This is a genomic window from Chromatiales bacterium, from assembly GCA_014762505.1.
Lineage (GTDB): Bacteria > Pseudomonadota > Gammaproteobacteria > SpSt-1174 > SpSt-1174 > SpSt-1174.
Genome location: JABURS010000037.1, coordinates 55,130 through 80,397, shown reverse-complemented (window position 1 = coordinate 80,397; position 25,268 = coordinate 55,130). Strand labels below are relative to the sequence as shown.

The 25,268-nt window shown below is 65.4% G+C and carries 25 protein-coding genes; 19 read left to right on the top strand and 6 right to left on the bottom strand.

From position 1 onward, the window contains the following. Nucleotides 1–35: 35 nt before the first annotated feature. Nucleotides 36–1,151, top strand: a complete 1,116-nt coding sequence (locus HUJ28_08500; protein ID MBD3619500.1) for a GGDEF domain-containing protein — start codon at nt 36–38, stop codon at nt 1,149–1,151. Between the two features lie 11 nt (nt 1,152–1,162). Here the strand turns inward: HUJ28_08500 and mnmE are convergent, their stop codons facing one another. The 5 genes from mnmE to rpmH all read right to left on the bottom strand — a co-directional run bounded on the left by mnmE (nt 1,163) and on the right by rpmH (nt 4,958). Continuing rightward, complete coding sequence (gene mnmE / locus HUJ28_08495; GenBank protein MBD3619499.1) at nt 1,163–2,503, bottom strand: tRNA uridine-5-carboxymethylaminomethyl(34) synthesis GTPase MnmE; 1,341 nt, start codon at nt 2,501–2,503, stop codon at nt 1,163–1,165. Nucleotides 2,504–2,564: 61 nt separating this feature from the next. Then, nucleotides 2,565–4,223, bottom strand: a complete 1,659-nt coding sequence (yidC, locus tag HUJ28_08490; GenBank protein ID MBD3619498.1) for a membrane protein insertase YidC — start codon at nt 4,221–4,223, stop codon at nt 2,565–2,567. After that, nucleotides 4,216–4,473 carry a membrane protein insertion efficiency factor YidD gene (gene yidD / locus HUJ28_08485; protein MBD3619497.1) on the bottom strand — a complete coding sequence of 86 codons (258 nt, stop codon included), beginning with the start codon at nt 4,471–4,473 and terminating at the stop codon, nt 4,216–4,218. Before yidD ends, yidC begins: the two co-directional genes overlap by 8 nt. Beyond that, the gene (gene rnpA / locus HUJ28_08480; protein MBD3619496.1) at nt 4,428–4,820 is read right to left on the bottom strand and encodes a ribonuclease P protein component; all 393 of its coding nucleotides are present in this window, start codon (nt 4,818–4,820) and stop codon (nt 4,428–4,430) included. Before rnpA ends, yidD begins: the two co-directional genes overlap by 46 nt. Before the next feature lie 3 nt (nt 4,821–4,823). Further along, a complete protein-coding gene (gene rpmH, locus HUJ28_08475) occupies nt 4,824–4,958 on the bottom strand; it encodes a 50S ribosomal protein L34 (GenBank protein MBD3619495.1) in 135 nt (44 codons plus the stop codon). Between the two features lie 219 nt (nt 4,959–5,177). On the opposite strand from rpmH, the gene dnaA reads away from it, so the two are divergent. The 4 genes from dnaA to gyrB all read left to right on the top strand — a co-directional run bounded on the left by dnaA (nt 5,178) and on the right by gyrB (nt 11,429). After that, nucleotides 5,178–6,563: a chromosomal replication initiator protein DnaA gene (gene dnaA, locus HUJ28_08470; GenBank protein ID MBD3619494.1), complete on the top strand. Its 1,386-nt coding sequence runs from the start codon at nt 5,178–5,180 to the stop codon at nt 6,561–6,563. Between the two features lie 240 nt (nt 6,564–6,803). Continuing rightward, nucleotides 6,804–7,904, top strand: coding sequence for a DNA polymerase III subunit beta (gene dnaN / locus HUJ28_08465; protein ID MBD3619493.1), 1,101 nt, complete (start codon nt 6,804–6,806; stop codon nt 7,902–7,904). A gap of 5 nt (nt 7,905–7,909) precedes the next feature. Beyond that, entirely contained in the window at nt 7,910–8,986 is a 1,077-nt protein-coding gene (recF, locus tag HUJ28_08460; GenBank protein ID MBD3619492.1) for a DNA replication/repair protein RecF, read from the top strand. A 28-nt stretch (nt 8,987–9,014) separates the two neighbouring features. After that, nucleotides 9,015–11,429: a DNA topoisomerase (ATP-hydrolyzing) subunit B gene (gene gyrB / locus HUJ28_08455; GenBank protein MBD3619491.1), complete on the top strand. Its 2,415-nt coding sequence runs from the start codon at nt 9,015–9,017 to the stop codon at nt 11,427–11,429. A gap of 75 nt (nt 11,430–11,504) precedes the next feature. On the opposite strand, the gene HUJ28_08450 is transcribed toward gyrB, so the two are convergent. Next, complete coding sequence (locus tag HUJ28_08450) at nt 11,505–12,389, bottom strand: phosphate ABC transporter substrate-binding protein (GenBank protein MBD3619490.1); 885 nt, start codon at nt 12,387–12,389, stop codon at nt 11,505–11,507. A 163-nt stretch (nt 12,390–12,552) separates the two neighbouring features. On the opposite strand from HUJ28_08450, the gene HUJ28_08445 reads away from it, so the two are divergent. The 14 genes from HUJ28_08445 to HUJ28_08380 all read left to right on the top strand — a co-directional run bounded on the left by HUJ28_08445 (nt 12,553) and on the right by HUJ28_08380 (nt 25,262). Continuing rightward, the gene (locus tag HUJ28_08445; protein ID MBD3619489.1) at nt 12,553–13,128 is read left to right on the top strand and encodes a LemA family protein; all 576 of its coding nucleotides are present in this window, start codon (nt 12,553–12,555) and stop codon (nt 13,126–13,128) included. 18 nt (nt 13,129–13,146) lie between these two features. Beyond that, nucleotides 13,147–14,073 carry a hypothetical protein gene (locus HUJ28_08440; GenBank protein ID MBD3619488.1) on the top strand — a complete coding sequence of 309 codons (927 nt, stop codon included), beginning with the start codon at nt 13,147–13,149 and terminating at the stop codon, nt 14,071–14,073. A gap of 46 nt (nt 14,074–14,119) precedes the next feature. After that, complete coding sequence (prlC, locus tag HUJ28_08435) at nt 14,120–16,162, top strand: oligopeptidase A (GenBank protein MBD3619487.1); 2,043 nt, start codon at nt 14,120–14,122, stop codon at nt 16,160–16,162. A gap of 9 nt (nt 16,163–16,171) precedes the next feature. After that, nucleotides 16,172–16,771: a TIGR04211 family SH3 domain-containing protein gene (locus HUJ28_08430; protein MBD3619486.1), complete on the top strand. Its 600-nt coding sequence runs from the start codon at nt 16,172–16,174 to the stop codon at nt 16,769–16,771. A gap of 63 nt (nt 16,772–16,834) precedes the next feature. After that, nucleotides 16,835–17,602, top strand: coding sequence for an exodeoxyribonuclease III (xth, locus tag HUJ28_08425; protein ID MBD3619485.1), 768 nt, complete (start codon nt 16,835–16,837; stop codon nt 17,600–17,602). Nucleotides 17,603–17,611: 9 nt separating this feature from the next. Then, the gene (gene ubiD, locus HUJ28_08420) at nt 17,612–19,078 is read left to right on the top strand and encodes a 4-hydroxy-3-polyprenylbenzoate decarboxylase (protein MBD3619484.1); all 1,467 of its coding nucleotides are present in this window, start codon (nt 17,612–17,614) and stop codon (nt 19,076–19,078) included. Nucleotides 19,079–19,173: 95 nt separating this feature from the next. Next, on the top strand, nt 19,174–19,809 hold the full coding sequence (locus HUJ28_08415; protein MBD3619483.1) for an AAA family ATPase: 636 nt from the start codon (nt 19,174–19,176) through the stop codon (nt 19,807–19,809). A gap of 39 nt (nt 19,810–19,848) precedes the next feature. Continuing rightward, on the top strand, nt 19,849–21,036 hold the full coding sequence (locus tag HUJ28_08410) for a hypothetical protein (protein MBD3619482.1): 1,188 nt from the start codon (nt 19,849–19,851) through the stop codon (nt 21,034–21,036). Then, complete coding sequence (locus HUJ28_08405) at nt 21,036–21,515, top strand: hypothetical protein (protein MBD3619481.1); 480 nt, start codon at nt 21,036–21,038, stop codon at nt 21,513–21,515. The genes HUJ28_08410 and HUJ28_08405 overlap by 1 nt, the downstream gene beginning before the upstream one ends. A gap of 23 nt (nt 21,516–21,538) precedes the next feature. After that, complete coding sequence (locus HUJ28_08400) at nt 21,539–21,916, top strand: CoA-binding protein (protein MBD3619480.1); 378 nt, start codon at nt 21,539–21,541, stop codon at nt 21,914–21,916. Next, entirely contained in the window at nt 21,913–22,347 is a 435-nt protein-coding gene (locus HUJ28_08395) for a DedA family protein (protein MBD3619479.1), read from the top strand. Before HUJ28_08400 ends, HUJ28_08395 begins: the two co-directional genes overlap by 4 nt. A gap of 21 nt (nt 22,348–22,368) precedes the next feature. Then, complete coding sequence (locus tag HUJ28_08390) at nt 22,369–22,740, top strand: FHA domain-containing protein (GenBank protein MBD3619478.1); 372 nt, start codon at nt 22,369–22,371, stop codon at nt 22,738–22,740. A gap of 18 nt (nt 22,741–22,758) precedes the next feature. Continuing rightward, nucleotides 22,759–24,045, top strand: a complete 1,287-nt coding sequence (locus HUJ28_08385; protein ID MBD3619477.1) for an HD domain-containing protein — start codon at nt 22,759–22,761, stop codon at nt 24,043–24,045. Further along, nucleotides 24,042–25,262: a MarR family transcriptional regulator gene (locus tag HUJ28_08380; protein MBD3619476.1), complete on the top strand. Its 1,221-nt coding sequence runs from the start codon at nt 24,042–24,044 to the stop codon at nt 25,260–25,262. The genes HUJ28_08385 and HUJ28_08380 overlap by 4 nt, the downstream gene beginning before the upstream one ends. The last annotated feature ends 6 nt before the right edge of the window (nt 25,263–25,268 follow it).

The following is a 25,268-nucleotide window of genomic DNA, read 5'->3' as shown; positions in this document are numbered from 1 at the left end:
CTGCACCGGTTTCACGGAGCGAGGCCCCCAACTCCATGCCGAGACACCGCCACGTGGAACCCTCGCTCACAACCCGGCTGCTGTCCCTGCCCCAGGGCACACACCAGAGCCTCAGCTTCAACCAGGTGCTGCATCAGATCTACTACCTGGCCTTGCTGCTGCACCTCGGTTTCTTCGTCGTCTTCCTGTTCCTGGGAATAGGGAGTCTCGCCCTGTTCAACCTGGCGAGCATCGCCACTTATCTGCTGGCACTCGCCCTCAACCACGGACGCCACTGGTCCTCGGCTTTGCTGCTCGTGTATGTCGAGGTGGTCCTGCACGCCATCCTCGCCACCATCCTCCTCGGCTGGATGGCGGGCTTTCCCTATTACCTCTTCGCCGTGGGCCCCGTGGTCCTGCTCAACACTCACTGGCCGCTGCTGTTCCGTCTCGTCCTCGCGGTCCTGGCCATCATCGTCAAGGGTATGCTGTACCTGTTCTTCGGCGGGATGGATACCGACCTCACCCTGCTGACGGTGGCACCCGGGGCGCTGGGCCTTCTGCACCTGGGCAACACCGTCGCCGTCTATTTCACGCTCGGCTTCATCGTCTATACCTATGGCGTGATCGCCAAGCGGGCGGAAAACCGGCTCATGGCCGCCACCGCCGACTGGGAGCGCAAGGCACACCTGGACATGCTCACCGGCATCTACAACCGGCGCGCCATGGACGAGCTGCTGAAGAAAGAGGCCAGCCGCACCGGCCGCAGTGCCTGCTGCTTCGCCATCGCCATCGTCGACATCGACGACTTCAAGGCCATCAACGATACCCACGGTCACGACGTCGGCGACAATGTGATCCGCCATGTCGCCACATCTATACGGGATAACATTCGCACACACGACGCGGTCGGTCGCTGGGGCGGGGAGGAATTCCTGGTCATGCTCACCGAGGCGGACGATGCCGTCACGCCCCGCATCCTCGAAAACCTGCGCGCGCAGATCGTCACTTCAGCCAGCGAAGCGGCCGACATCCCGGCCTATACCGTCAGTATCGGGTCGGCCATCTTCCACCCGGGAGACGATGTCGAAGCCGTCCTGAAAAAGGCCGATGACGCGCTGTATCAGGGGAAGAAGTCCGGCAAGAACGTGCTCGTTCACTTTTCAGTCTGAACGCGCACGATCTACTTTCCGATGCAAAAGCTCGAGAAGATGCGCCCGAGCAGGTCGTCGGCCGTGAACCTGCCGGTGATCTCGCCCAGGGCCTCCTGAGCGAGACGCAGCTCCTCGGCCAGCAGTTCGCCGGCGCGGGTGGTGCGCAGGTGGTCTTCGCCGGCCAGCACGTGGGCCTCGGTACGGGCCAGGGCATCGAGATGACGGCGGCGGGCGATGAAGACGTCCTCCGCCGTTTCGTGATAGCCGACCAGCTGCTTGAGCTGCGCGATCAGCACATCCACACCCTCGCCGGTCTTCGCCGAGAGATACAGCTCACCATCACGCGCCCCGGTGGCATGGCGGGTCAGGTCGATCTTGTTGTGTACGCGCAGCACGGGCAGGCGTTCGGGCAGGCGGGCGATGATCGCGCGGTCGTCATCGGTGGGGCCGCGCGTGCCGTCGAGCAGCAGCAGCACCACATCGGCCTGCTCGACCGCCTGCCAGGCACGACGGATGCCTTCCTGTTCCACGGGATCGTTGCTCTCGCGCAGGCCGGCGGTGTCGATGACGTGCAGGGGCAGGCCGTCCAGGCTGATGCGCTCGCGCAGCACGTCGCGCGTGGTGCCCGGGATGTCGGTGACGATGGCGGCATCGAAGCCGGCGAGCCGGTTGAGCAGGGTGGACTTGCCGGCATTGGGCTGACCGACGATGACGAGGCTCAGGCCATCGCGCAGCAGGGCGCCCTGGCTGGCGCGGGCACGGATGGTGTCCAGTGCGGACTTGATCCCGTCGAGGCGCTCGCTCACGGCGCGGTCGGCGAGAAAATCGATCTCCTCGTCCGGAAAGTCCAGCGCCGCCTCCACGTAGATCCGCAGTTCGATCAGCCGATCGAGGAGTTCGTTCACCGCCTGCGAAAAGGCGCCCTGCAGGGCGCGCTGGGCGGAACGGGCCGCCTGTTCGGAACCGGCGTCGATGAGATCGGCGATGGCCTCGGCCTGGGCGAGATCGAGCCGGTTGTTGAGAAAGGCGCGCTCGGAGAACTCGCCGGGTCGGGCCAGGCGCGCGCCGAGTTCCAGGCAGCGACGCAGGAGCATGTCCACCACCACCTTGCCACCGTGACCCTGCAGCTCCAGTACGTCTTCGCCGGTAAAGGAGGCCGGCCCCGGAAAGTAGAGAAGAATGCCGTCGTCGATGACCTCACCGCGGGCATCGCGAAACCGCTGGTATACGGCTCGCCGTGGTGCCGGCAGCTCGCCGGCGATGGCCTGGGCGATGTCCGCCACCCCGGGTCCCGACACGCGGATCATGGCCACGCCGCCCCGACCGGTGGGGGTGGCGACGGCGGCGATGGTGTCTGCGTGCTGATTCATCGCAACAGGATAACCGCCCGGATACGAAACGGGGAGCTTGTGGCTCCCCGCTTCGTCAATCCTACTTCGCGCCCTGTTCCATGCGCCGCATGATATACCACTGCTGGGCGATGGAGAGCAGGCTGTTGACGAACCAGTAGAGCACCAGGCCCGCCGGGAAGAAGGCGAAGAAGACGGTGAACACCACCGGCAGGATCATCATGATCTTCTGCTGGATCGGGTCCATCGGCTGCGGGTTCAACCGGTGCTGGATCACCATGGTGATGCCCATGAGGATCGGCAGGATGAAGTAGGGATCGCGCGTGGACAGGTCCTGGATCCACAGGATCCACGGCGCCTGGCGCAGTTCCACGGCCTCCAGCAGCATCCAGTAGAAGGCGATGAACACCGGGATCTGGATCAGGATCGGCAGGCAACCGCCCAGCGGATTGATCTTCTCCTTCTTGTACAGATCGAACAGTTCCTTGTTCATGCGCTGCTTGTCGTCGCCGAAGCGTTCCTTGAGCGCGACCAGCTTGGGCTGTACCTGGCGCATCTTCGCCATGGAACGGTAGCTGGTGGCCGACAGCTTGTAGAACACCAGCTTGATCAGCACGGTGACGGCGACGATGGCCCAGCCCCAGTTGCCGATCAGGTCGTGGATGAACTCCAGCAGCCAGAACAGCGGCTTGGCGAAGATGGTGAAGACGCCGTAGTCGACGGACAGGTCCAGGCCCTCGGCGATCTCTTCCAGACGCTCCTGGATCTTGGGCCCGACGTAGAAGCCCGTGTGGAACTCGCCGCTCTCGCCGGGGGCCACGGTCATGGGCTCGGAGCGCATGCCGATGATGTAGTCGGTGCGGCCGTTCTCCGGGATCACCATGCTGTAGTAGCGGTTGGTGGCCTTTTCCTCCGGCACCCAGGCGGAGAGGAAATAGTGCTGCAGCATGGCGACCCAGCCGCCGGTCAGGTCGGCGTCCAGCGGCTTGTCTGCCATGTCGTCGAAGGACAGCTTGCGGAAGGCGCCGTCGAAATAGGCGGCACCGGTGAAGGTGTAGAGGAACAGGTTGCCGTCGTCACCGCCGTCACCGGACTGGCGCAGATGACGATACTGCTGGGCGGTGAAGGGACGCTCACCGCGGTTGTCGATGCGATGCGCCACGTCGATGAGAAAGTCGCCGCGCTTGAAGGTGTAGAGCTTGGTGACGGTGACGCCCTCGGGGCTGGTCCAGGTCAGCGGCACGGTGAGCGTATCCTCACCGGCGGGCAGGCGGTACTCGTCGGCCTCGGCCTGGTAGATGTCATGATGGCTGGGTGCGAGTGCCAGGGCATCCTCGCCCTCGATCTCGACATGGCGCAGACCGGACTGGGCCACGTAGCGGCGGCGCACGTCATCCAGGATGCGGATCGGCTCGTCCGGCTGGTCGAGGCTCACAGGATAGGTCGGCAACTCGGCGCGCAGGATGGTGCCGCCGCGGGTGTCGATCTCCAGGTCCAGCACGTCGGTGACCACGCGGATGCGCTTGCGCTCGGGGGCCACGCTGGCCTCGCCGGCATCCACCGGCAGGTCGCCGGGCCGGGCCTGGGCGGCGGCCGGGATATCCGTCGGCGTAGCCGGCCCGGTGGCTTCGGTGCTCTCGCTGGCCGCGGGTTTGGGTGCGTGGTCCACTTCCCAGGCCTGCCAGATCATGAACAGGATGAAGACGAGGGCGATGATCAGAAACGGGCGTTGATTATCCATGCGGGTGCCTGTGTGGTTTATCCGGTACGGGGTCATAGCCGCCCTCGGCGAACGGGTGGCAGCGGGCGAGGCGACGCAGGGTCAGCCAGGTACCGCGCCAGGGCCCGTGGCGCTCGATGGCCTCGATACCGTAGCAGGAACAGGTTGGCGTAAAGCGACAATGCTGCCCGAGGAAGGGGCTCAGGAGCAAGCGGTAGAGCCTGATCAGGCCGATGAGGAATCTGCGCATTGCCGTATCAGTCGTTGCCAGAGTTTGTCGAGGGCGGCACGTGCCGCCTGCTTGGTCAACGTGGTGGCCGCCGGCCGGCACATGACGACGACGTCGACGGCGGGCAGCTCATGGCGCACCTGGCGAAAGCTCTCGCGGATCAGTCGCTTGAGACGATGGCGATCGACCGCCAGCCGGGCGCATTTTTTCGAGATGGCGAGACCGAGCCGCGCGCCCTCGTCGAGGGCGGCGGTGTCGGATCGCGGACGGGCGAGCAGGGTGAAGGCACGGTCCGTGACACGGACCGGCTGCTCGAAGACGCGGCGAAACTGCCGGGGCCTGGTCAGGCGCGCTTCGCGCGCAAACCCCGGCGGCCGCGATCCGGTCAAGGCTTACGGGGTCAGGCGCTTACGGCCCTTGGCGCGACGAGCGGCCAGGACCTTGCGGCCGCCGCGGGTGCTCATACGGGCACGAAAGCCGTGGGTGCGGGCGCGTTTCAGAACGCTGGGCTGAAAAGTACGCTTCATGGTTTCAGTCCGCCAATTCGGTTATGCGGTGGATGGTTCGAACAAAAGGAGGCGAAATCTACTGGGATTGGCCGCTTTTGTCAACTTTAAGCGGGCGCGTCAGGGGTGTAGATTAGGGGCCTGCGGGCGGACCCCCCGAGGTTTCGTGAGACGGGCAGAAGGTATAGACTCTCGCTCCCGCCCTTGCACAACACATGACCCTTTCGGGAGACACGACCGTTGGTTGGCAGCTCACTCTGGCAGCAGTGTGTTGCGCGGCTGGAATCCGAGGTGCCGGAGCAGCAGCTCAACACCTGGATCCGCCCGCTGCACGCAATCGAAGATTCGGACACGCTGCGTCTGCTCGCGCCCAACCGCTTCGTGATGGACTGGGTCAAGGACAACTTCTTCGAACGCATCAACGAGACTGCCCACGAGCTATCGGGCAGTACTGCGCTGCGCGTGCTGCTCGAGGTGGGCTCGGGCTCGCGTGAACTGGCCCGCCCGGCGACCGCGCCACCGCGTGCTGCGGCCCCGGCGGAGGCTGGCGACAGTCCGCGTCCGGCCCCGATGCCGCCCCAACCGGCGGCCAGCTCGCCGCAGTTCACGAACAACCTCAACCGCAACTTCACCTTCGACAACTTCGTCGAGGGCAAGAGCAACCAGCTGGCCCGTGCGGCCTCGCTGCAGATCGCCGAAAACCCCGGGCTGGCCTACAACCCGCTCTTCATCTATGGCGGGGTCGGCCTGGGCAAGACCCACCTGATGCATGCGGTGGGCAACAAGATCCTGGAACTCAATCCGAATGCCAAGGTGGTCTACCTGCATTCGGAGCGCTTCGTCGCCGACATGATCAAGGCGCTGCAGCACAACGCCATCGAGGACTTCAAGCGCTATTACCGCTCGGTGGATGCCCTGCTGATCGACGACATCCAGTTCTTCGCCGGCAAGGAGCGCTCCCAGGAGGAGTTCTTCCACACCTTCAACGCCCTGCTGGAGAGCCAGCAGCAGGTGATCCTCACCTGCGACCGCTACCCGAAGGAGGTGGACGGTCTGGAAGAACGCCTGAAGTCCCGCTTCGGCTGGGGCCTGACGGTGGCCATCGAACCGCCGGAACTGGAGACCCGGGTGGCGATCCTCCAGCGCAAGGCCGAACAGGCGGGGGTGGATCTGCCCAGCGAGGTGGCCTTCTTCATGGCCAAGCGCATCCGCTCCAATATCCGCGAGCTGGAAGGGGCGCTGCGCCGCGTGATCGCCAACGCCCACTTCACCGGGCGGCCGATCACCCTGGACTTCGCCAAGGATGCCCTGCGTGACCTGCTGGCCCTGCAGGACAAGCTGGTCACCATCGACAACATCCAGAAGACGGTGGCCGAGTACTACAAGATCCGGGTGGCCGAGCTGCTGTCCACCCGCCGCAGCCGCTCGATCACCCGGCCGCGGCAGCTGGCCATGGCGCTGGCCAAGGAACTGACGAACCACAGTCTGCCGGAGATCGGCGATGCCTTCGGCGGCCGCGATCACACGACGGTGCTGCATGCCTGCCGCAAGATCGCCTCGCTGCGCGAGGAAGACAACCGGATCAACGAGGATTACACGAACCTGCTGCGCACCCTCACCACCTGATGAGGCATGCGCAGGTCCCTGTGGATAACCTGTCCGCAGGACGTGTGGAAAACTCGCTGCCAGAGTTATCCACAATCGATGCACAGTCTGCGCGTGGCTTTTAGGCGCTGTTCACACAACCGGTATGGCAACTTAATTACTTGATTTAAAAGAAATAAATAAGACTTACACACAGGCCGACAGGCCCCTTATTACTATCATTAATACATCTATCTTTAATAACTGGGGAACACCGGAGCCATGAAAATCAGTATCCAGCGGGAAGATCTCCTCAAACCCTTGCAGCAGGTCATCGGGGCCGTCGAAAAGCGCCAGACCCTCCCTGCGCTGGCCAACGTACTGATTCGCAGCGAGGGCAACGGCCTGTCCGTGACGGCAACCGACCTCGAGGTCGAGCTCGTCGCTCAGGTGCCCACGGTCGCGGACGAGTCCGGTGAAGTCACCATTCCGGCAAGGAAACTGGCGGATATCTGCAAGGCATTGCCGGAATCGGCACAGATCTCCATTCAGACCGAAGGCGACAAGGCGACGGTTACCAGCGGCAAGAGCCGTTTTTCCCTCACCACCCTGCCGGCCGCGGAGTTCCCCTCGCTGGAGGAGATCGCCAGCAGTCGCGAGTTTCAAATGCCCCAGGGGGCACTCAAGCGGCTCATCGAGAAGACGGGGTTTGCCATGGCCAACCAGGACGTGCGCTACTACCTCAATGGCCTCATGCTCGAGGTGGCATCGAACCGGGTGCGTGCGGTGGCAACGGATGGGCATCGCCTGGCTATGTCCCAGTGCACGGCAGAGATCGATGCCGAGGCCACCCAGCAGGTGATCATTCCGCGCAAGGGCGTCCAGGAACTGATGCGGCTGCTGGATGACAGCGAGGAGCCGGCCACGGTCGAACTCTCGAGCAACCACATACGCGTCAGTCTCAACGGCGTGCGGTTCACCTCCAAACTGATCGACGGTCGTTTCCCGGATTACGAGCGTGTGCTGCCGCAAGGGGGCGACAAGGAGGTCCGCATCCATCGCGACGCCATGCGCCAGGCCCTGCAACGCGCATCGATCCTGTCCAACGAGAAATACCGCGGCATCCGCCTGGGGTTCAGCAACGGGATTCTCAGCATCCAGGCCCACAACCCGGAGCAGGAGGAGGCCCAGGACGAGATCGAGATCGACTACCAGGGCGATCCCGTAGAGATCGGCTTCAACGTCAACTACCTGCTGGACGTGCTCAATACCGTCGAGGGCGACGCCGTCGAGGGGACACTGAAGGATGGCAACAGCAGCGCCCTGCTGCGTGATCCTGCCGATCCGGATTCGGTCTTCGTCGTGATGCCGATGCGCCTCTAGTCTGCATGCACATCCGCTCCATCCAGCTCCGCCAGGTTCGGATCATCGAGTCGGCGGAGCTGGAACCTTCTCCCGGCGTGAATCTGATTGTCGGTAACAACGCCTCCGGCAAGACCTCTTTCCTGGAATCCATCGATTTCCTCTCCCGCGGTCGCAGTTTCCGTTCTGCCCGCCCGGACGAGCTCATCCGTTCGGGTTGCGATGCCTGTCAGGTGGTGGCCCGGGTCGAGAACAAGGATCAATTGTCTCGCCTGGGTATCGAACGGCGGGCCGGCACGACTCGAGCACGCATAGACGGCCAGGATGCCGGGGCACTGGCCGAGCTGGCCCGACGCCTGGCCGCCGTGGTCATGGAGCCCCTGAGTGTCACGCTGGTCTCTGGAGCGCCCAGTGAACGACGGGCCTTTCTGGACTGGGGTGTCTTCCACCATGCCGAAGCCTTTCTTGGCAACTGGCAGCGTTATGGTCGTCTACTCGGTCAACGCAACACTCTGCTCAAACGTGGTCTGAACACACGCACCCTGGCGGCCATCGATCGGCAACTGGTCGAGGAGGCCGAGTCACTGACTGCCTTGCGCCTGGCCTACCTGGCTGCCCTCGGACCGGAGATTGAGTCGATGGCCGGCTCTGTACTGGGCGCCGAGCGCCTGAAGCTGCAGTATCGTCAGGGTTGGGCGCAGGGGGAGTCCCTTGCCGAGTCACTGTCCCGGCGTCTGGATATGGACAAGGAGCGTGGCTTCACCGGGGCCGGACCACACCGTGCCGATCTCGATATCACGCTGGACGGCGATTCGGTTGCACGGATTGCGTCCCGCGGTCAGCAAAAGGCAGTGGTCGCCGTACTCAAGCTCGCCCAGGCACGTCTGTTTTCCCTGGTCAGGATGGAACCTCCGGTCTTGCTGCTGGATGATGTTGCCTCCGAACTCGACCGTGAGCATCGTGCGGGCGTCCTGCGAGGGGCCCTTGCCCTGGGCGGTCAGGTCTTCCTCACTGCCATCGAGGAGGGCGCGATCGACCTGCCGGGTGAGGAGGGAGGGCGAATGTTCCACGTGGAACATGGTCGCCTGCAAGAACTGGTATAATGGCCCGACTGGCCATTGAGGTGTGAGCATGACCGAAGAGAAAACCTACGATTCATCGAACATCAAGGTGCTGAAGGGCCTGGAGGCCGTACGCAAGCGCCCCGGCATGTACATCGGGGACACGGACGATGGCACCGGCCTGCATCACATGGTCTTCGAGGTCGTCGATAACTCGATCGACGAGGCCCTTGCAGGGTACTGTTCGGAGATCCGTGTCGTCATCCACACCGACAACTCCATCACCGTCACCGACAACGGCCGCGGCATCCCGGTGGATATGCACCCGGAGGAGGGCAAACCGGCGGCAGAGGTCATCATGACCGTGCTGCATGCCGGCGGGAAGTTCGATGACAACTCCTACAAGGTCTCGGGCGGTCTGCATGGGGTAGGGGTCTCGGTGGTCAACGCCCTCTCCGAGAGCCTCGAACTCACCATCCACCGCCACGGCAAGATCCACCAGCAGCACTACCGGCTGGGCGACCCGATCGATCAACTCACGGTGGTCGGCGATACCGACCACACCGGCACCCAGGTCCATTTCAAGCCCAGTACGGCCATTTTTGCCGACACCGAGTACCACTACGACATCCTCTCCAAGCGCCTGCGCGAGCTGTCCTTCCTGAACTCGGGCGTGCGCATCGTGCTGCTGGACGAGCGCTCCGATCGTACGGATACCTTCGAATACGAAGGGGGTATCCGAGCCTTCGTCGAGCACCTCAACCGCAAGAAGACCCCGCTGCACCAGAACCCTTTCTACTTCAGCACCGAAAAGGACGACATCGGTGTGGAGGTGGCCCTGCAGTGGAACGACTCCTACCAGGAAAACATCTTCTGCTTCACCAACAACATCCCCCAGCGCGATGGCGGCACCCACCTGGCCGGCTTCCGCGCCGCGCTCACCCGTACCATCAACAACTACATGGAAGAAGAGGGGATTACCAAGAAGCAGAAGATCAGCCCCACCGGTGACGACGCCCGTGAGGGCCTCACCGCGGTACTCTCGGTGAAGGTGCCGGACCCGAAGTTCTCCTCCCAGACCAAGGACAAGCTGGTCTCATCCGAGGTGAAGGGAGCTGTGGAGTCGGCCATGGCCGAACTCTTCAAGGAATTCCTGATGGAGTTCCCCAACGACGCCAAGGCCATTACCGGCAAGATCGTCGAGGCCTGCCGCGCCCGCGAGGCCGCGCGCCGTGCCCGCGAGATGACACGCCGCAAGGGGGCCCTGGACGTGGCGGGGCTGCCGGGAAAGCTGGCCGACTGCCAGGAAAAGGACCCGGCGCTGTCCGAACTCTTCCTGGTGGAGGGTGATTCCGCCGGTGGTTCTGCCAAGCAGGGTCGTGACCGTCGCACCCAGGCCATCCTCCCGCTCAAGGGCAAGATCCTGAACGTGGAGAAGGCCCGCTTCGACAAGATGCTGTCCTCGGCCGAGGTCGGTACCCTGATCACGGCGCTGGGCTGCGGCATCGGCAAGGACGAGTACAATCCGGACAAGCTGCGCTACCACCGCATCATCATCATGACCGACGCGGACGTGGACGGCTCGCACATCCGTACCCTGCTGCTCACCTTCTTCTATCGCCAGATGGGCGAGCTGGTGGAGCGCGGGCACATCTACATCGCCCAGCCGCCGCTGTACAAGATCAAGCGCGGCAAGCAGGAGCAGTACGTGAAGGACGACGCCGAGCTCAAGCGCCACCTGCTGCAGCTCGCCCTGGACGGTGCCCAGCTCTACGTCAGCGCGGACGCCCCGCCCATCAGCGGCGAGGCCCTGGAAGACCTGGCGCGGCGCTACAACTCGGCCATGACCACGATCGATCGCCTGTCCCGCCGCTATCACCAGCCGGCCCTGGACCGGCTGGTCTTCTCCGCCCCCATCGACGACGCCACCCTGGCCGACAGGGACGCCCTGCAGGCCCGTTTCCAGGCCATGGCGGAGGCCATGACCTCCACGGCCAGCGGCGGGAGCCGTTACGGCGTGCGCGTGGAGGAGGACGAGCTGCATCGCCCGGTGGTGGTGCTGGAGCAGACCCTCCACGGCTCCATCACCGAGCATCATTTCGATGGCGAGTTCTTCGCCTCGGCCGAGTTCCGTTTGCTGCGCGACCTGGCCGAACGCCTGGACGGCCTGCTGGACGAGGGTGCCCGAGTGCAGCGTGGCGAGCGGGCCCAGCCGGTGGCGAGCTTCCGCGAGGTGATGGCCTGGCTGGAGGGCGAGGCCAAGCGCGGTCTCAATGTCCAGCGCTACAAGGGTCTGGGTGAGATGAACCCGGAACAACTCTGGGAGACCACCATGAATCCCGAGACCCGCCGACTGATGCAGGTGAAGATCGAGGATGCGGTGGCCGCCGACGAGGTCTTCACCACGCTGATGGGGGATCAGGTCGAGCCGCGGCGGGAATTCATCGAGTCCAACGCCCTGGCCGCCAACAACCTCGACATCTGACGGTCCGGCCTGCAGCGAGACCAACAAAAAGCCCGGCATGATGCCGGGCTTTTTGTTGGTTGATGGAACCGTGCCTTAGCGATAGAGGCCTGCATCACGCGCAATCCGTTCCTGTTCCAGCTGCTTCATGATCAGCGACAGGGCCTCGGTGTAGGGCACCACGCCGTTGGCCTTGATGATGGCCTTTCCATCACGCGTCTGGGCGAACTGCACGAACTTGGATATCTCCTCCTTCTGCGGGGTGTCCGGGTTGTAGACGATGTACAGGGGACGGTAGAGCAGGTAGGCACCGGACTTGATGTTCTCGTAGTTCGGCGACTTGCCGTCCAGGGTCAGGATCTTCACGTCCCGCTTGCGCGCGCTGCTGATGCCGGTCACGCCGATGGCGTGAATGTTCTTTTCCAGGGCCTCTTCCAGCGGACCGGTGGACGGGAACTCGCGACCCGACGGGAACTCCTGTTCGTAATTCGCGAATACTAGCTGTCGCAGGGTGCGACCCACGCCGGAGATCTTGCCGCGGCGCACGAAGAGCTCCACGGGGGCATTCGGGCCGCCCAGCTCGGACCAGTTGCTGATCCGGCCTTCGTACAGGGCCTTGAGCTGCCCGATGCTGATGTCGTTTACCGGATTGTCCTTGTGCACGATCACGGCGAGGGCATCCCAGGCCACCGGCTCCAGATAGGCATTTGCCTCGGAGACCTCGTCCTCGAGCTTCAGGCGACAGGTGCCGCCCATGTCCACTTCCTGGGCGGTGGAGGCACGAATGCCCTTGGTGGCGCCACCCCCACGGATGTCGATGTGGACGCCGGACTTTTGTTCGTAGGCCTCGGCCAGGGCACGCATGAAGGCCTTCTGAGTGATGCCGCAGCCGGCCCAGGTAAGGCTGGTCTTGGGGGTTTCGGTCTGGGCAAGGACGGCGGGTGCCATCAGTGCCAGCGCCAGGATGACGAGACGTCGCATGTTTCTCTCCTCTCACTGTATGGTTCCCGGTCTGTTGCCGGTTTATAGTGACTGCGCACGTCCGTGTGACGGGGTGGTAGGCGTACACTCCACCACATACTGAGATGGGCATCCCATGGGAAAAAGTCCCATATCCGCATGAAAATGCTATGGAGTTCGCAAAATGGAGATATCCAGCATCGTCGTGATCGGGGTATTCGTGGTGGCCGCGATCTATCTGGTCGTCATCTACAACAACCTGGTCTCCCTGAAACACGGCGTGTCCAAGGCCTGGTCCAACATCGAGGTCCTGCTGAAACAGCGCCACGACGAATTGCCGAAGCTGGTGGAGGTCTGCCGCCAGTACATGGGCTATGAACAGGAGACGCTGGAGCGCGTCATGCAGGCCCGATCACAGGTGGCCAGTGCCCAGCAGGCACACGACATGAAGGGCCTGGGTGCGGCGGAAGGCATGCTGCGCATGGGGCTGGGGCAGCTCTTCGCCGTGGCCGAGGACTATCCCGAGCTCAAGGCCAACGAGAACTTCCGCCACCTGCAGCAGCGCATCAGTGGGCTGGAGAACGCCATCGCCGACCGGCGCGAGTATTACAACGAGAGCGTCAACCGCAACAACGTGCGTATCGAGCAGTTCCCGGATGTGATCGTCGCCCGCGTGTTCGGCTTCGGCCCCTTCGAACTGCTGCAGTTCGATGCCGCCGAGACGGCCGACGTCGACATCAAGGCCCTGTTCGGCCAGTAAGTAGCGACCGGCCGGGGCATGCAGGCGGAGATACAGGGCCTCGATACGCCCTCCTTCTGGTTCTGGGTGGTGGCACTGGCGGCGGCCACCCTGGTCTGCCTGTATCTCTTCGCCCGTGCCTTTCACCGGGCACGCCTGATCGAGGATACACCCACGGCGAAGATCCGTTCGGCACCCCAGGGTTATGTGGAGCTGATCGGTTTCACAAGGATCATGGATGGCACGCCCATCGTCGCGCCGCTCACCGGCCAGGCCTGCAACTGGTACCGTTACAGCGTCGAGAAGCGTGAGGTGCGTCGCACCCGCAGCGGCACCCGCGTCACCTGGAAGCGCATTCGCAGCGGGGCCAGCCGGGACCTGTTCCTGATGGAGGACGGCACTGGGCGTTGCCTGGTCGATCCTGAGGGGGCCACCGTGCACTGCGAGCATCACGATGTCTGGTACGGTGCCACGCCCTGGCCATCGCCGGACCTGCCGCGGCATGGCGGCCTGTTCACCACCGGCAACTACCGTTACCGTGAAAGCCGCCTGATGCCCGATGAACCGCTATACGCGATCGGCGAATTCCGGACCCTGGGTACCGACTACCAGGCAGACCTCCACGAGGATACCGGCGCCATCCTGCGCGAATGGAAGGCGGACCAGGCCACCCTCAAGGAGCGCTTCGATGCCAACGGTGACGGCGAGATCGACCCCGGGGAATGGCAGGCCGCGCGGCAGGCCGCCGAGCGGGAGGCGCTGCGGCAGCGTGCCGAGCGCAGCGTCATACACGTCACGAACCTGCTCTCGCGCAGCCGCGACCGGCGCCGGCCCTACATCCTCTCCTCCCACCACGAGGACGAACTCTCCGGACGGTATCGGCGACGTGCCCTGGCCTATGCGAGCGGTTTCCTGCTGGCCCTGGCGGGCAGCGCCTATCTGCTGCTTGCGCGTTTCACGGCGTGATAGAGTAGGCAGTTCACCCGACAGCCAACGGATACGCTTGCGCACCATGTCCAATCCGCTACTCGAGATGCAGGGGCTGCCGCCCTTTTCCCGGATCCGCCCGGAGCACGTGGAACCGGCCATCGACCACCAGCTGGCCGAGAACCGCGCCCTGCTCGAACGCCTGCTGGCGGCGGGCAAGGCCACCGGCTACACCTGGGACAACCTCATCGCCCCGCTGGAACTGGCCGAGGACCGACTGGGCCGCATCTGGTCGCCAGTGCAGCACATGAATTCGGTGGTGAACAGCGAGGCCCTGCGCGAGGCCTATAACCGCTGCCTGCCCAAGCTCACCGAGTACGGCACCGAGATCGGGCAGAACGCCGCGCTCTACCAGGCCTTCAGGTCCATCGCCGAAGGGCCCGAATTCGAACGCCTGGATACGGCCCAGCAGAAGACGGTCCGCGATGCGCTGCGTGACTTCCACCTGAGTGGGGTGGACCTGCCGGACGCCGAGAAGGCGCGCTTCAAGGCGATACAGCAGGAGCTGTCCCGCCTGCAGTCACGTTACGAGGAAAACCTGCTGGATGCGACCAATGCCTGGACCCGGCAGGTGACGGACGAGGCCGAGCTCGCCGGACTGCCGGATTCCGCCCGCGACATGGCTGCCCAGGCGGCATCCGAGCGCGAGATGGACGGCTGGGTCTTCACCCTGGACTTCCCCTCGTACTACGCGGTCATGACCTACGCCGACTCCCGCGACCTGCGCGAGGAGATGTACAGCGCCTACAGCACCCGTGCCTCCGACCAGGGCGGCCACCCCGAATGGGACAACTCGGACCTGATGGAGCAGATCCTCGCCCTGCGCCACGAGGCCGCCCGCCTGCTCGGCTATGCGAGCTATGCGCACAAGTCCGTGGCCACCAAGATGGCCGACGACCCGCAGACCATCCTCGACTTCCTGCGCGACCTTGCCGGTCGCAGCAAGCCGGGGGCGATGCGCGAGATCGAGGAGCTGCGAGCCTTTGCCGCCAAGGAACTCGGACTGGACGACCTGCAGGCCTGGGACATCGGCTATGCCAGCGAGAAGTTGCAGCAGCAGCGCTATGCCATCTCCCAGGAAGACCTCAAGCCCTACTTCCCGGTGGACCAGGTGCTCAAGGGGCTGTACGAGCTGGTCGGGCGGCTCTACGGCGTGAGCATCCAGCCGGTCGAGGGTGTGGACACCTGGCATCCGGACGTGCGCTTCTACGAGGTGCGCGGCGAGGACGGCGAACTGCGCGCCCAGTTCTATCTCGACCTCTACGCCCGGTCGAAGAAACGCGGCGGCGCCTGGATGGACGACTGCATGGGTCGCATGCGCACCCCCGAGGGGCTGCAGCTGCCGGTCGCCTACATGACCTGCAACTCCACCCCGCCCGTGGGCGACAGGCCTGCACTGTTCACCCACGACGAGGTGATCACGCTGTTCCACGAATTCGGCCACGGGCTGCACCACATGCTCACGCGGGTGGACTACCCTGCCGTGTCCGGCATCAACGGCGTGGAATGGGACGCCGTGGAGCTGCCCAGCCAGTTCATGGAGAACTGGTGCTGGGAGCGCGAGGCCCTGGATCTGTTCGCCGCCCACTGGCAGACCGGTGAGAAGCTGCCCGACACGCTCTTCCAGAAACTGCTGGCGACCAGGAACTACCACGCCGCCATGATGATGGTGCGCCAGATCGAGTTCGCGCTGTTCGACATGCGCATCCACCTGGAATACGACCCCGCGCGCGGCGGCCGCATCCAGGAGATCCTGGACGAGGTGCGTGCCGAGGTGGCGGTGGTGCAGCCGCCGGCCTTCAACCGTTTCCAGCACGGCTTCTCGCACATCTTTGCCGGTGGCTATGCGGCCGGTTACTACAGCTACAAGTGGGCCGAGGTGCTGTCGGCCGACGCCTTCGCGCGCTTCGAGGAAGAGGGACTGTTCAACCCGAAGGTCGGGCAGGACTTCCTGGAGCAGATCCTCGAGGTGGGGGGCACGCGCCCCGCCATGGACTCCTTCAGGGCCTTCCGCGGTCGCGAACCCGAGATCGACGCCCTGCTGCGTCACAGTGGCCTGGCCGCCTGAGGAATGCAGATGAAGACACGCCTACTTGCCAGCCTGTTCGTCATCGGCCTGTTACTGGCGGCTCCCGTCATGGCCGAGACCGTCTATGTCACCGACCAGCTGCGCCTGGGCCTGTTCGCCGGCGAACAGGCGAGTGGCCAGCGGCTGAAGATGCTCGCCAGCGGCGATGCCCTGGAGGTGGTGGAGCGGCGGGGAAACTTCGCCCGCGTGACCACCGCCGATGGTGTTACCGGCTGGGTGAAGGCGGCCTTCCTCGTCAAGGACAAGCCGGCCGCACTCATCGTCGCCGAAACCGAGGCGGCACGGCTGGCGGCCGAGGCACGCATCGAGGAGCTGCGTGCCGAGTACGCCGACACCGATGCCGTGCACACTCGCCTGCGGGAGAGCCTGGAGGCCGCCAATCAGAGCATCAACGCGCTGGAGACCGAGCTGGCGGGCTACCGCGCCGCGAGGCGCAACGTGATCCATCGCCTGCTCAACGACCCGGCCCTGCTCGGTCTGTTCGGCGCAGCCACGGTGCTCCTGTTCCTGCTCGGTATCTGGCTGGGCGGCAGGCGCCACGAGCGGCGCATGCGCCAGCGCTTCTTCGGCCTGAGCCTGGGCGAGTGAGGACCCGGCCGGTCGGGCAACAGTCGACCGGGTAGCAACAAACGACAAGAACACAAAAACGTCATGAAGATCGCAAGCTGGAACGTCAATTCCCTGCGCGTGCGCCTGCCCCAGGTGCTGGACTGGCTGGCCGAGACCAGGCCTGACGTGCTGGGCATCCAGGAGACCAAGCTCACCGACGACGCCTTTCCCGTCGAGGAGATCCGCGCGGCCGGTTACGAGGTCGCCTACGCCGGGCAGAAGACCTACAACGGCGTGGCTGTACTGAGCCGCACGCCGATCGAGGACGTCATCACCGACGTGCCCCATCTCGACGATCCGCAGCGGCGCATCCTCGGGGCGACGATCGACGGCGTGCGGGTGCTCAACCTCTACGTGGTCAACGGCCAGGAGGTGGGGTCGGAGAAATTCGCCTACAAGCTCGACTGGCTGCAGCGCGTCACCGACTACATCGCGCAGGACATGCAGCACCACGAGCGCTACGTGGTGATGGGCGACTTCAACATCGCCCCCACTGATGCGGACGTGCACGATCCCGTGCGCTGGCACGAGAAGATCCTCTGTTCCACACCGGAACGCCAGGCGCTGCAGAAGATTCTGGACCTGGGCTTCGTCGACACCTTCCGCCGCTTCGAGCAGGAGGCGAACACCTTCAGCTGGTGGGACTACCGCGCCGCCGGCTTTCGCCGCAACGCCGGCCTGCGTATCGACCTGGTGCTGGCGAGCAGGCCCCTGGCCGAGAAGTGCACGGGCAGTTACATCGATATTGCGCCCCGCCGCCTCGAACGCCCCTCCGACCACGCCCCGGCCGTGGCCGAGTTCGACCTCTAGGGCGATGTCATGAAATACCGTGACCTGCGCGACTTCATCGAGCTGCTCGAGAAGCAGGGCGAACTGAAGCGCATCACCGCCGAGGTCGATCCGAGGCTGGAGATGACCGAGATCTGCGACCGTACCCTGCGCGCGGGCGGTCCGGCGCTGCTGTTCGAGAACCCCAAGGGCCATGACATGCCCGTGCTCGGCAACCTCTTCGGCACGCCGCGGCGTGTCGCCCTGGGCATGGGCGAGGACTCGGTGGAGGCCCTGCGCGAGGTCGGCAGGCTGCTCGCCTTCCTCAAGGAACCCGATCCGCCCAGGGGCATGAAGGAGGCCTGGAAGACGCTGCCGATCTTCAAGAAGGTGCTGGACATGGCGCCGAAGACGGTGAAGAAGGCGCCCTGCCAGGAGGTGGTGATCGAGGGCGATGACGTGGACCTCGGCCGCATCCCGGTGCAGACCTGCTGGCCCGGCGATGCCGGTCCGCTCATCACCTGGGGACTGGTGGTGACGAAGGGGCCGCTGAAGTCGCGGCAGAACATGGGCATCTACCGCCAGCAGGTGATCGGCAAGAACCGCGTGATCATGCGCTGGCTCTCGCATCGTGGCGGCGCGCTGGACTTTCGCGACTGGCAGCAGGAACACCCGGGAGAGCCATTCCCGATCTCGGTAGCGCTGGGTGCCGACCCGGCCACCATCCTCGGCGCCGTCACCCCGGTGCCCGACAGCCTCTCCGAGCATGCCTTCGCCGGCCTGTTGCGCGGCTCACGCACCGAGCTGGTGAAATGCGTGGGCAACGACCTGCTGGTCCCGGCCTCGGCCGAGATCGTACTGGAGGGCGTGATCCACCCGGACGACATGGCCCCCGAGGGGCCCTTCGGCGATCACACCGGCTACTACAACGAGGTGGATGCGTTTCCCGTGTTCACCATCGAGCGCATCACCCAGCGCAGGGAGCCGATCTACCACAGCACCTACACCGGCCGCCCGCCGGACGAGCCCGCCATCCTCGGCGTGGCGCTCAACGAAGTGTTCGTGCCCATCCTGCAGAAGCAGTTTCCGGAGATCACCGATTTCTATCTGCCGCCGGAGGGCTGTTCTTATCGGCTCGCGGTGGTGAGCATGCGCAAACAATACCCCGGTCACGCCAAGCGCGTGATGATGGGCGTATGGTCCTTCCTGCGCCAGTTCATGTATACCAAGTTCGTTATCGTGGTCGACGAAGACGTCAACACGCGCGACTGGCAGGACGTGATCTGGGCCATCACCACGCGCATGGACCCCGCGCGCGACACGGTGCTGGTGGAGAACACGCCCATCGATTACCTCGACTTCGCCTCACCGGTCTCGGGCCTGGGCTCCAAGATGGGGCTGGACGCCACCAACAAGTGGCCGGGCGAGACGGATCGTGAATGGGGCAGACCCATCGTGATGGACGCCGACGTGAAGGCCCGCGTCGACGCCATCTGGGAGACGCTCGGCATCGACTGACACGTCGCCGGCCAGCGCTCCCCCGACAGCTCGCGCGCAGTCGCCGGTCGGCGGCTAAGCTCATGGTGTTGTCCTGAAACGAAGGAGGGAGTCGCATGCGCCATATCATGGTCCTGAACGCCAAGGGCGGGTCCGGCAAGACCACGCTCGCCACCAACCTCGCCAGCTACTACGCGAGCAAGGGCAAGCAGGTGATGCTGGCCGATTACGACCCGCAGGGTTCGAGCCTGGACTGGCTCAAGGCCCGTTCCAAGGGCCGGCCACACATCCAGGGGATGGCGGCGTGGAAGGGCACGTTGCGCCCGACGCGCGATACCGAGATCGTCATCATGGACCCGCCGGCTGCGGTGCACGGGCGCGACCTCGCCAACCTGCTGCGCAAGGCCGAGACCATCCTGATCCCGGTGCTGCCCTCGCCCATCGACATGCGCGCGGCCGCGGCCTTCGTCGAGACCATCAAGGGCAGCGCACGCGTCACGAAGAAACAGGCGAAGATCGCGCTGGTCGCCAACCGGGTGCGCGAGTACACCAACATCTACCACGAGCTGGAGGCCTTTCTCGGCAAGCTCAAGGTGCCGGTGGTCGGCCACCTGCGCGACAGCATGAACTACATCCGTGCCGCGGAACGCGGGCTCGGCATCTTCGAGCTCGGGCCGGCCGCCACCCAGGTCGACCGCGAGCAGTGGAAGACCGTGATCCAGTGGCTCAACAGCAAACGCAGCCAGCCATGAGGCGGGCTGCCTGACTTCACTTCATCAGGGAGAGACCCGATGCGTCACCTCGTACTCACCGCCGTGCTGCTTGCGGCCCTGCCGCTGGCCACCCTGCACGCCGATACCGGTAGCGGCCTCGTGCTGTCCAGTCCGGCAGCCGCCGGCCAGCAGGACACCGCGGGACACGAACAGTTTGCGCGCGAGCTCGAGGCCGGCCTCAATGCCGGCGAAACGGCGCTGTTCAACCGGGCCTTCGACCAGGAGCGCTTCCTGGCGCGCGTTTTGAACGGCCTGCCCGAGAGCCGGGAGCTCGAGCAGGTGCGTGACGGCATGCGCCAGGGCCTGTCGCAGGTCGGCGAGGCGGTGCTGCAGCGCATGAGCGACGACTACGCCTTCAAGTACCTGCGCGCGCGCGAGCGCAACGGCAACCTGGCCCTGCTGTACCGCGTCGACCTGGGTGACGAGGGACTGAACTACATGGAGCTCGAGACCCTGGAACAGGGCGGCGAGCTGCGGATCGTCGACTGGTACGACCACGCCAGCGCCCAGACCTACAGCGAAGCCGTGCGCCAGGCCCTGCTGGTGGCGTTGCCGCTGGACCGCGGGGCCCTGGAGCGCGTCTTCGGCATCAACAAGGCCGACGACAAGACGGTGAGTCAGTTCCTCGAGCTCGCGCGCCTGCAGCGCGAGCGTCGCTTCGACGAATGGCTGGCGGGCTACGAGAAACTCACGCCGAAGGTGCGCGACTCGCGCATCATGGTCCTGCTGCGCGTGTTCAACGCCAACAGCAGCGGCGACGAGCAGGCCTATCGCGAGGCCCTGGCGGCGGCCGCGCAGCAGTTCGGCGATCGCCCCGAGATGGCCCTGCTGCTGGTCGACCACTACCTCTACAACGGCGAGTGGGCGCGTGCCCACGAGGCCCTGGACAACCTCAACCGTTACACCGGTGGCGATGCCGCCATCGATGGCATGCGGGCCAACATCTATCTGCTGGCCGAGGACGATGCCAAGGCGCTCACCTGGGCGCAGCGCGCCATCGACGGCGATGCCGACTACGAGGAACCCTACTGGACGCGCCTGCAGGCCAACGTCAACCAGGGACGCTTCGAGGCCGCCGTGACCGACCTCGAGGTGCTGGAGCAGCGTTTCGCCTACGAATTCGACGTCGAGCAGCTGGCCTCGCTGGACGGCTACCAAGCCTTCGGGCGTTCCGCCGCCTTCCGCGAGTGGGCCCGGGGGCAGTGATGCGCGGCATGGCCGCGACCCTGCTGGGGCTGTCCCTGGCCGGGCTGCTGGCCGGCTGTGGCGCCGAGCCCACGCCCGAGGAAGTGATCCGCGGCCTGATCGCCGAGGCCGAGCAGGCGGCCGAGGCGCGCGACACCGGTGACGTGATGGCCTTCGTCGCGCCCGACTACCGCGACGAGCGTGGCCACAGGCCGGAGGACCTGCGCAACTACCTGCGTGGACTGTTCCTGCGCTATCAGTCGGTGCACCTGCTGGTGCGGGTGGACGCGATCCGGGTGCAGGAGACCGAGGCGAGCAGCACCCTGTTCGTGGCCATGGCCGCCCAGCCGATCAACGAGGCCAATGCCTTCATGCTGCGGGCCGACGTACACCGGCTTGACCTCGCCTGGCAGCTGCGCGACGGTGACTGGCAGGTCACCGCAGCGGCGTGGCGGCAGGCGGCACGCGAAGACCTGCTCGGCGCCGTTCCGGCACATTAACCAAACGACCAGGGAGGTTTGTCATGGCACATACCGTTGTCGTCATGGGCGCGAGCCCCAAGCCACACCGCTATTCCAACCGGGCCCTGCGCCTGCTGCGCGAGAAGGGCTACGACGTCATCCCCGTGCATCACCATGCCGAGAAGATCGAGGGCATCGACGTGGCGCATCGTCTGGCGGACATCGACCGGCCCATCGACACCCTCACGCTCTACATCGGGCCGGCACGGGTGCAGCCGCTGATCGACGACATCATCCAGGCGCGGCCCGGACGGGTGATCATCAACCCGGGCACCGAGGACGCCAACCTGCTCAAGCGCCTGGAGGATGCCCACATCCCCTACGAGGAGGCCTGCACCATCGTCATGCTGCAGCACGGCAGCTTCGAACCCGCGCATTGAATCCACTCGACACCGGCAGCGCGCCGCTGGCGGTCTTCGTCAGCGCCTTTCTCTCGGCCACGCTGCTGCCCGGCGCCTCGGAGGTCACCGTGCTGGCGGCGCTGGATACCGGTGTCGATCCGGCCCTCATCCTGTTGCTCGCCACGCTGGGAAATACCCTGGGCGGCATGAGCTCCTGGCTGCTGGGTCTTGCCGTCAGCCGGCTCGGTCGAGAGGCCGTGCTGCGTCATCCCCGTCGACGCCAGGCCCTGGTCCTGCTGCAGCGCCGGGGCTGGCCGGTACTCGTGTTCGCCTTCGCGCCGTTGATCGGCGATGCCCTGTGCGTGGCCGCCGGCTGGCTGCGCATCAACCCGCTGCTGGCCGCCCTGGCGATGGCGGTCGGCAAGGGCTTGCGTTATCTTGCCCTTATCCAGCTCTATCACTGGGCATAACGGACAGCCGAGGAACCCCGCATGGCCCTACTCATCCTCATGACCGATGGCGTCGCCACCCACAGGTTCTCGCTCGACCAGGCGGTGACCACCATCGGCCGCGCACCGGACAACGACATCCACATCGACGATCCGCTGGTGAGCGGGCGACACGCCGTGATCGAGCGCCTCGGCGAGGAGGAGAGCGACGGCTACCAGCTGCGCGATCTCGACAGTACCAACGGCTCCTTCATCAACGAGGAGAAGGTCGCTACCCAGCGGCTGAGACACGACGACCAGCTGCGCTTCGGCCTGCACGGATTCAAGTTCGTCGGTGACCAGCTCGTCGACATCGAGAAGACCCGGAAGATCAAGAAGAGCTGGATCCCCGGCGTCTACTACACCAAGGACTGAGTCGGAGCATCTTGCCTCATGCTGACCAGTGAGTGCAGAGACGACCGGGAGCCGCACGGCATGCCCGATCCGGACGAGGTCTATGCTCGCCATGTCACGGAGTTGGGCCGTACCCACGACGTACGTGCACGCGAAGATATCCTGAGCGAATCCGGGCTCAAGCTGATCGCGCGTGATCGCCGTATCGAACCTCGCGTGTTTGCGCAGCTGACCCGGCACAGGCTGCTTCGTCCGCTGGATCACAGCATTGCCATCGAGAACTGTCTTCACCCCGGGGATCTCATCGCCACGGCGCGTGAGCTCCTGCGTGAAGATGCACTGGTGGCGGCCCTGGTCCGCGTCCTGCGCGATCCGGGTGCGCCCGAGCGCCATCTTGGAAGGATGACATTGATCCCGGCCATGGCCAACAAGCTCTCGGTGATGCGAGAACGTCTGCCGGGTCATTACCGCCATGCCGTGCGTGTGTCGCTCTGCGCCGCAGCCCTCGCCGAAGCAGCGGGCCCGGAATCTGCGGCCCTGGGTATCGAGCTGGCAACAGCCGGGTTGTTGCACGACATCGGGGAGCTGCATATCGATCCGGACATCTTCAGTCTCAAGCGTGCCCTGACACCTGGCGAGGAGCGACAGGTGAGGGCGCATCCGGTAATCGCCCACATGCTGCTCAGCGGGTTTCCCGAGTACGATCCCGTGGTGAGCCGCGCCGTTCTCGAGCATCATGAGCGGCTCGATGGCAGTGGTTACCCTCGTGGTCGCCGTGCCGAGCAACTGGACCTGCCGGGCCGCATTCTCGCGGTGGCGGAGATGGCTGTGGCGGTCTGTGATCGCGGCAACGGGGAAAGTCTGGCGGCGATACTCAAGGGGCAGCCGGAAAAATACGATGCGCGCGTGGTCAAGGTGCTGATCGATGCCTTGCGGCATTGCCCGGTGAGCCGCGACGCCACGGCACAGACAGGCCCTGAGCGCGTGGTGAAGGAACTGGGCGAGCTGCTGGCGGCGATTGAGTCAGGCCTGGAGGCCAGCGCGACGCGTGAAACGCCCGCCCAGCAACGTGTTGCCGAGCGCCTCGCTGCGATGCAGAGAACCCTGGACCGCGCTGGTCTGCGCCTGGTCGATGCCGTCGAGTGGCTCGAGGTGCTCAGAGAAGACCCCGGGCTGCTTGCCGAACTGGATGCACTGGCGAGGGAAACACGTTATCGCCTGCGCGAACTGGCCATCGAATGCCGTCACCGGGGTTGTGCGCCATCCGGCGATGGAGAGGATCGGGTATTGACCAGTTGGCTCGATGGACTGGATAAGCCGAAATGAGCACCCCCGCTGCAGACGCGTCCGCCGATCAACTGTGGCAGATCGTGCCCCTGGCCGAATTTCGCCTGCCGGCCGAACCCGCCCAGCAGGTTGCCAGCCGCAAGCTGCGCGACTTCTGGCGCCTGCTGCGCAGCGACGATGCCAGCGCCCAGGCGCCGGCGCGGGCCGAGAAGGACCTGCGCGCCCTGCCCGAGGTGCGCCTGGAGCACCTGGTCCCGCCGGTGGACTGGGGCAGTGCACATGCCGCCCTGGACGAGGCCCTGACGGACTGGCTGCATGGCGACACGCCCCCGGTGCGCTTCTTCGTGGGGCCGCCGGGCGGCGGGGTGGCCGAGGCCCTGGGCCGCTGGGCCGGGCACCGCAACTGGCCGGTGATCGAGCCGCCCACGACCGAACAGATCCTGGCCGGAGATACCAGCTGGCTGGATGACTGGCCGCGGGATGCCGAGGGCTGGCTGCTGCCGTCGCTGGAGCGCTGTTACCTGCGTCACCCGCAGGGTCTCACCCTGGTGCGCCGCCTGCTCGAGGCCCTGACCGCGGGCCGGCTCGGGCGTGGCCTCGTCGCCTGCGACAGCTGGGCCTGGGCCTTTCTGCAGCGGGTCTGGGTCATCCCGCAGCCCGAGGTCTACACCCTGCAGGCCTTCGATGGCGAGCGCCTGTCGGCCTGTTTTCTGCAACTGGCCCACCGTGGCGGGCGGCACCTGCGCGTGCGCAACGCCCATACCGGCGAGGACATCCTGCCCTGGCCGGATGCGTCGTCCGAGGAGGCCGAGAAGGCACAGGCCGCGAGCGCCGAGCTGCGGCGCCTGGCCGCACATTGTCGCGGCAATCTGGGCGTGGCCTGGACCTACTGGCGCACACACCTGCGTACCGAGCCCGATCCCGAGGAGGCCGGGGCGGTGGAGCAGACCGAGGACCGGAAGGACGAGGCGGACACCGTCTGGTGGTCCAGCGGGCGCGCCCCGGTGATGCCGGTGGAGACCGGCGACGACCTCGCCTTCGTGCTGCATGCCCTGTTGCTGCACAACGGCCTGGATCTGGCCACCCTCGAGCGTTTGCTGCCGCTCTCCCATGGCCAGCTCGCCGCGGTGGTCGCCCGCCTCGTGCAGCTGGGGCTGGTGGAACAGGCGGGCGGACGCCATCGTGTGGCCCCCCTGGGCTATGCGGCCGCCAGGGAGTTCCTGCGCGGGCGTGGCTACCTGGTCGATGCCTTCTGAGGTCCG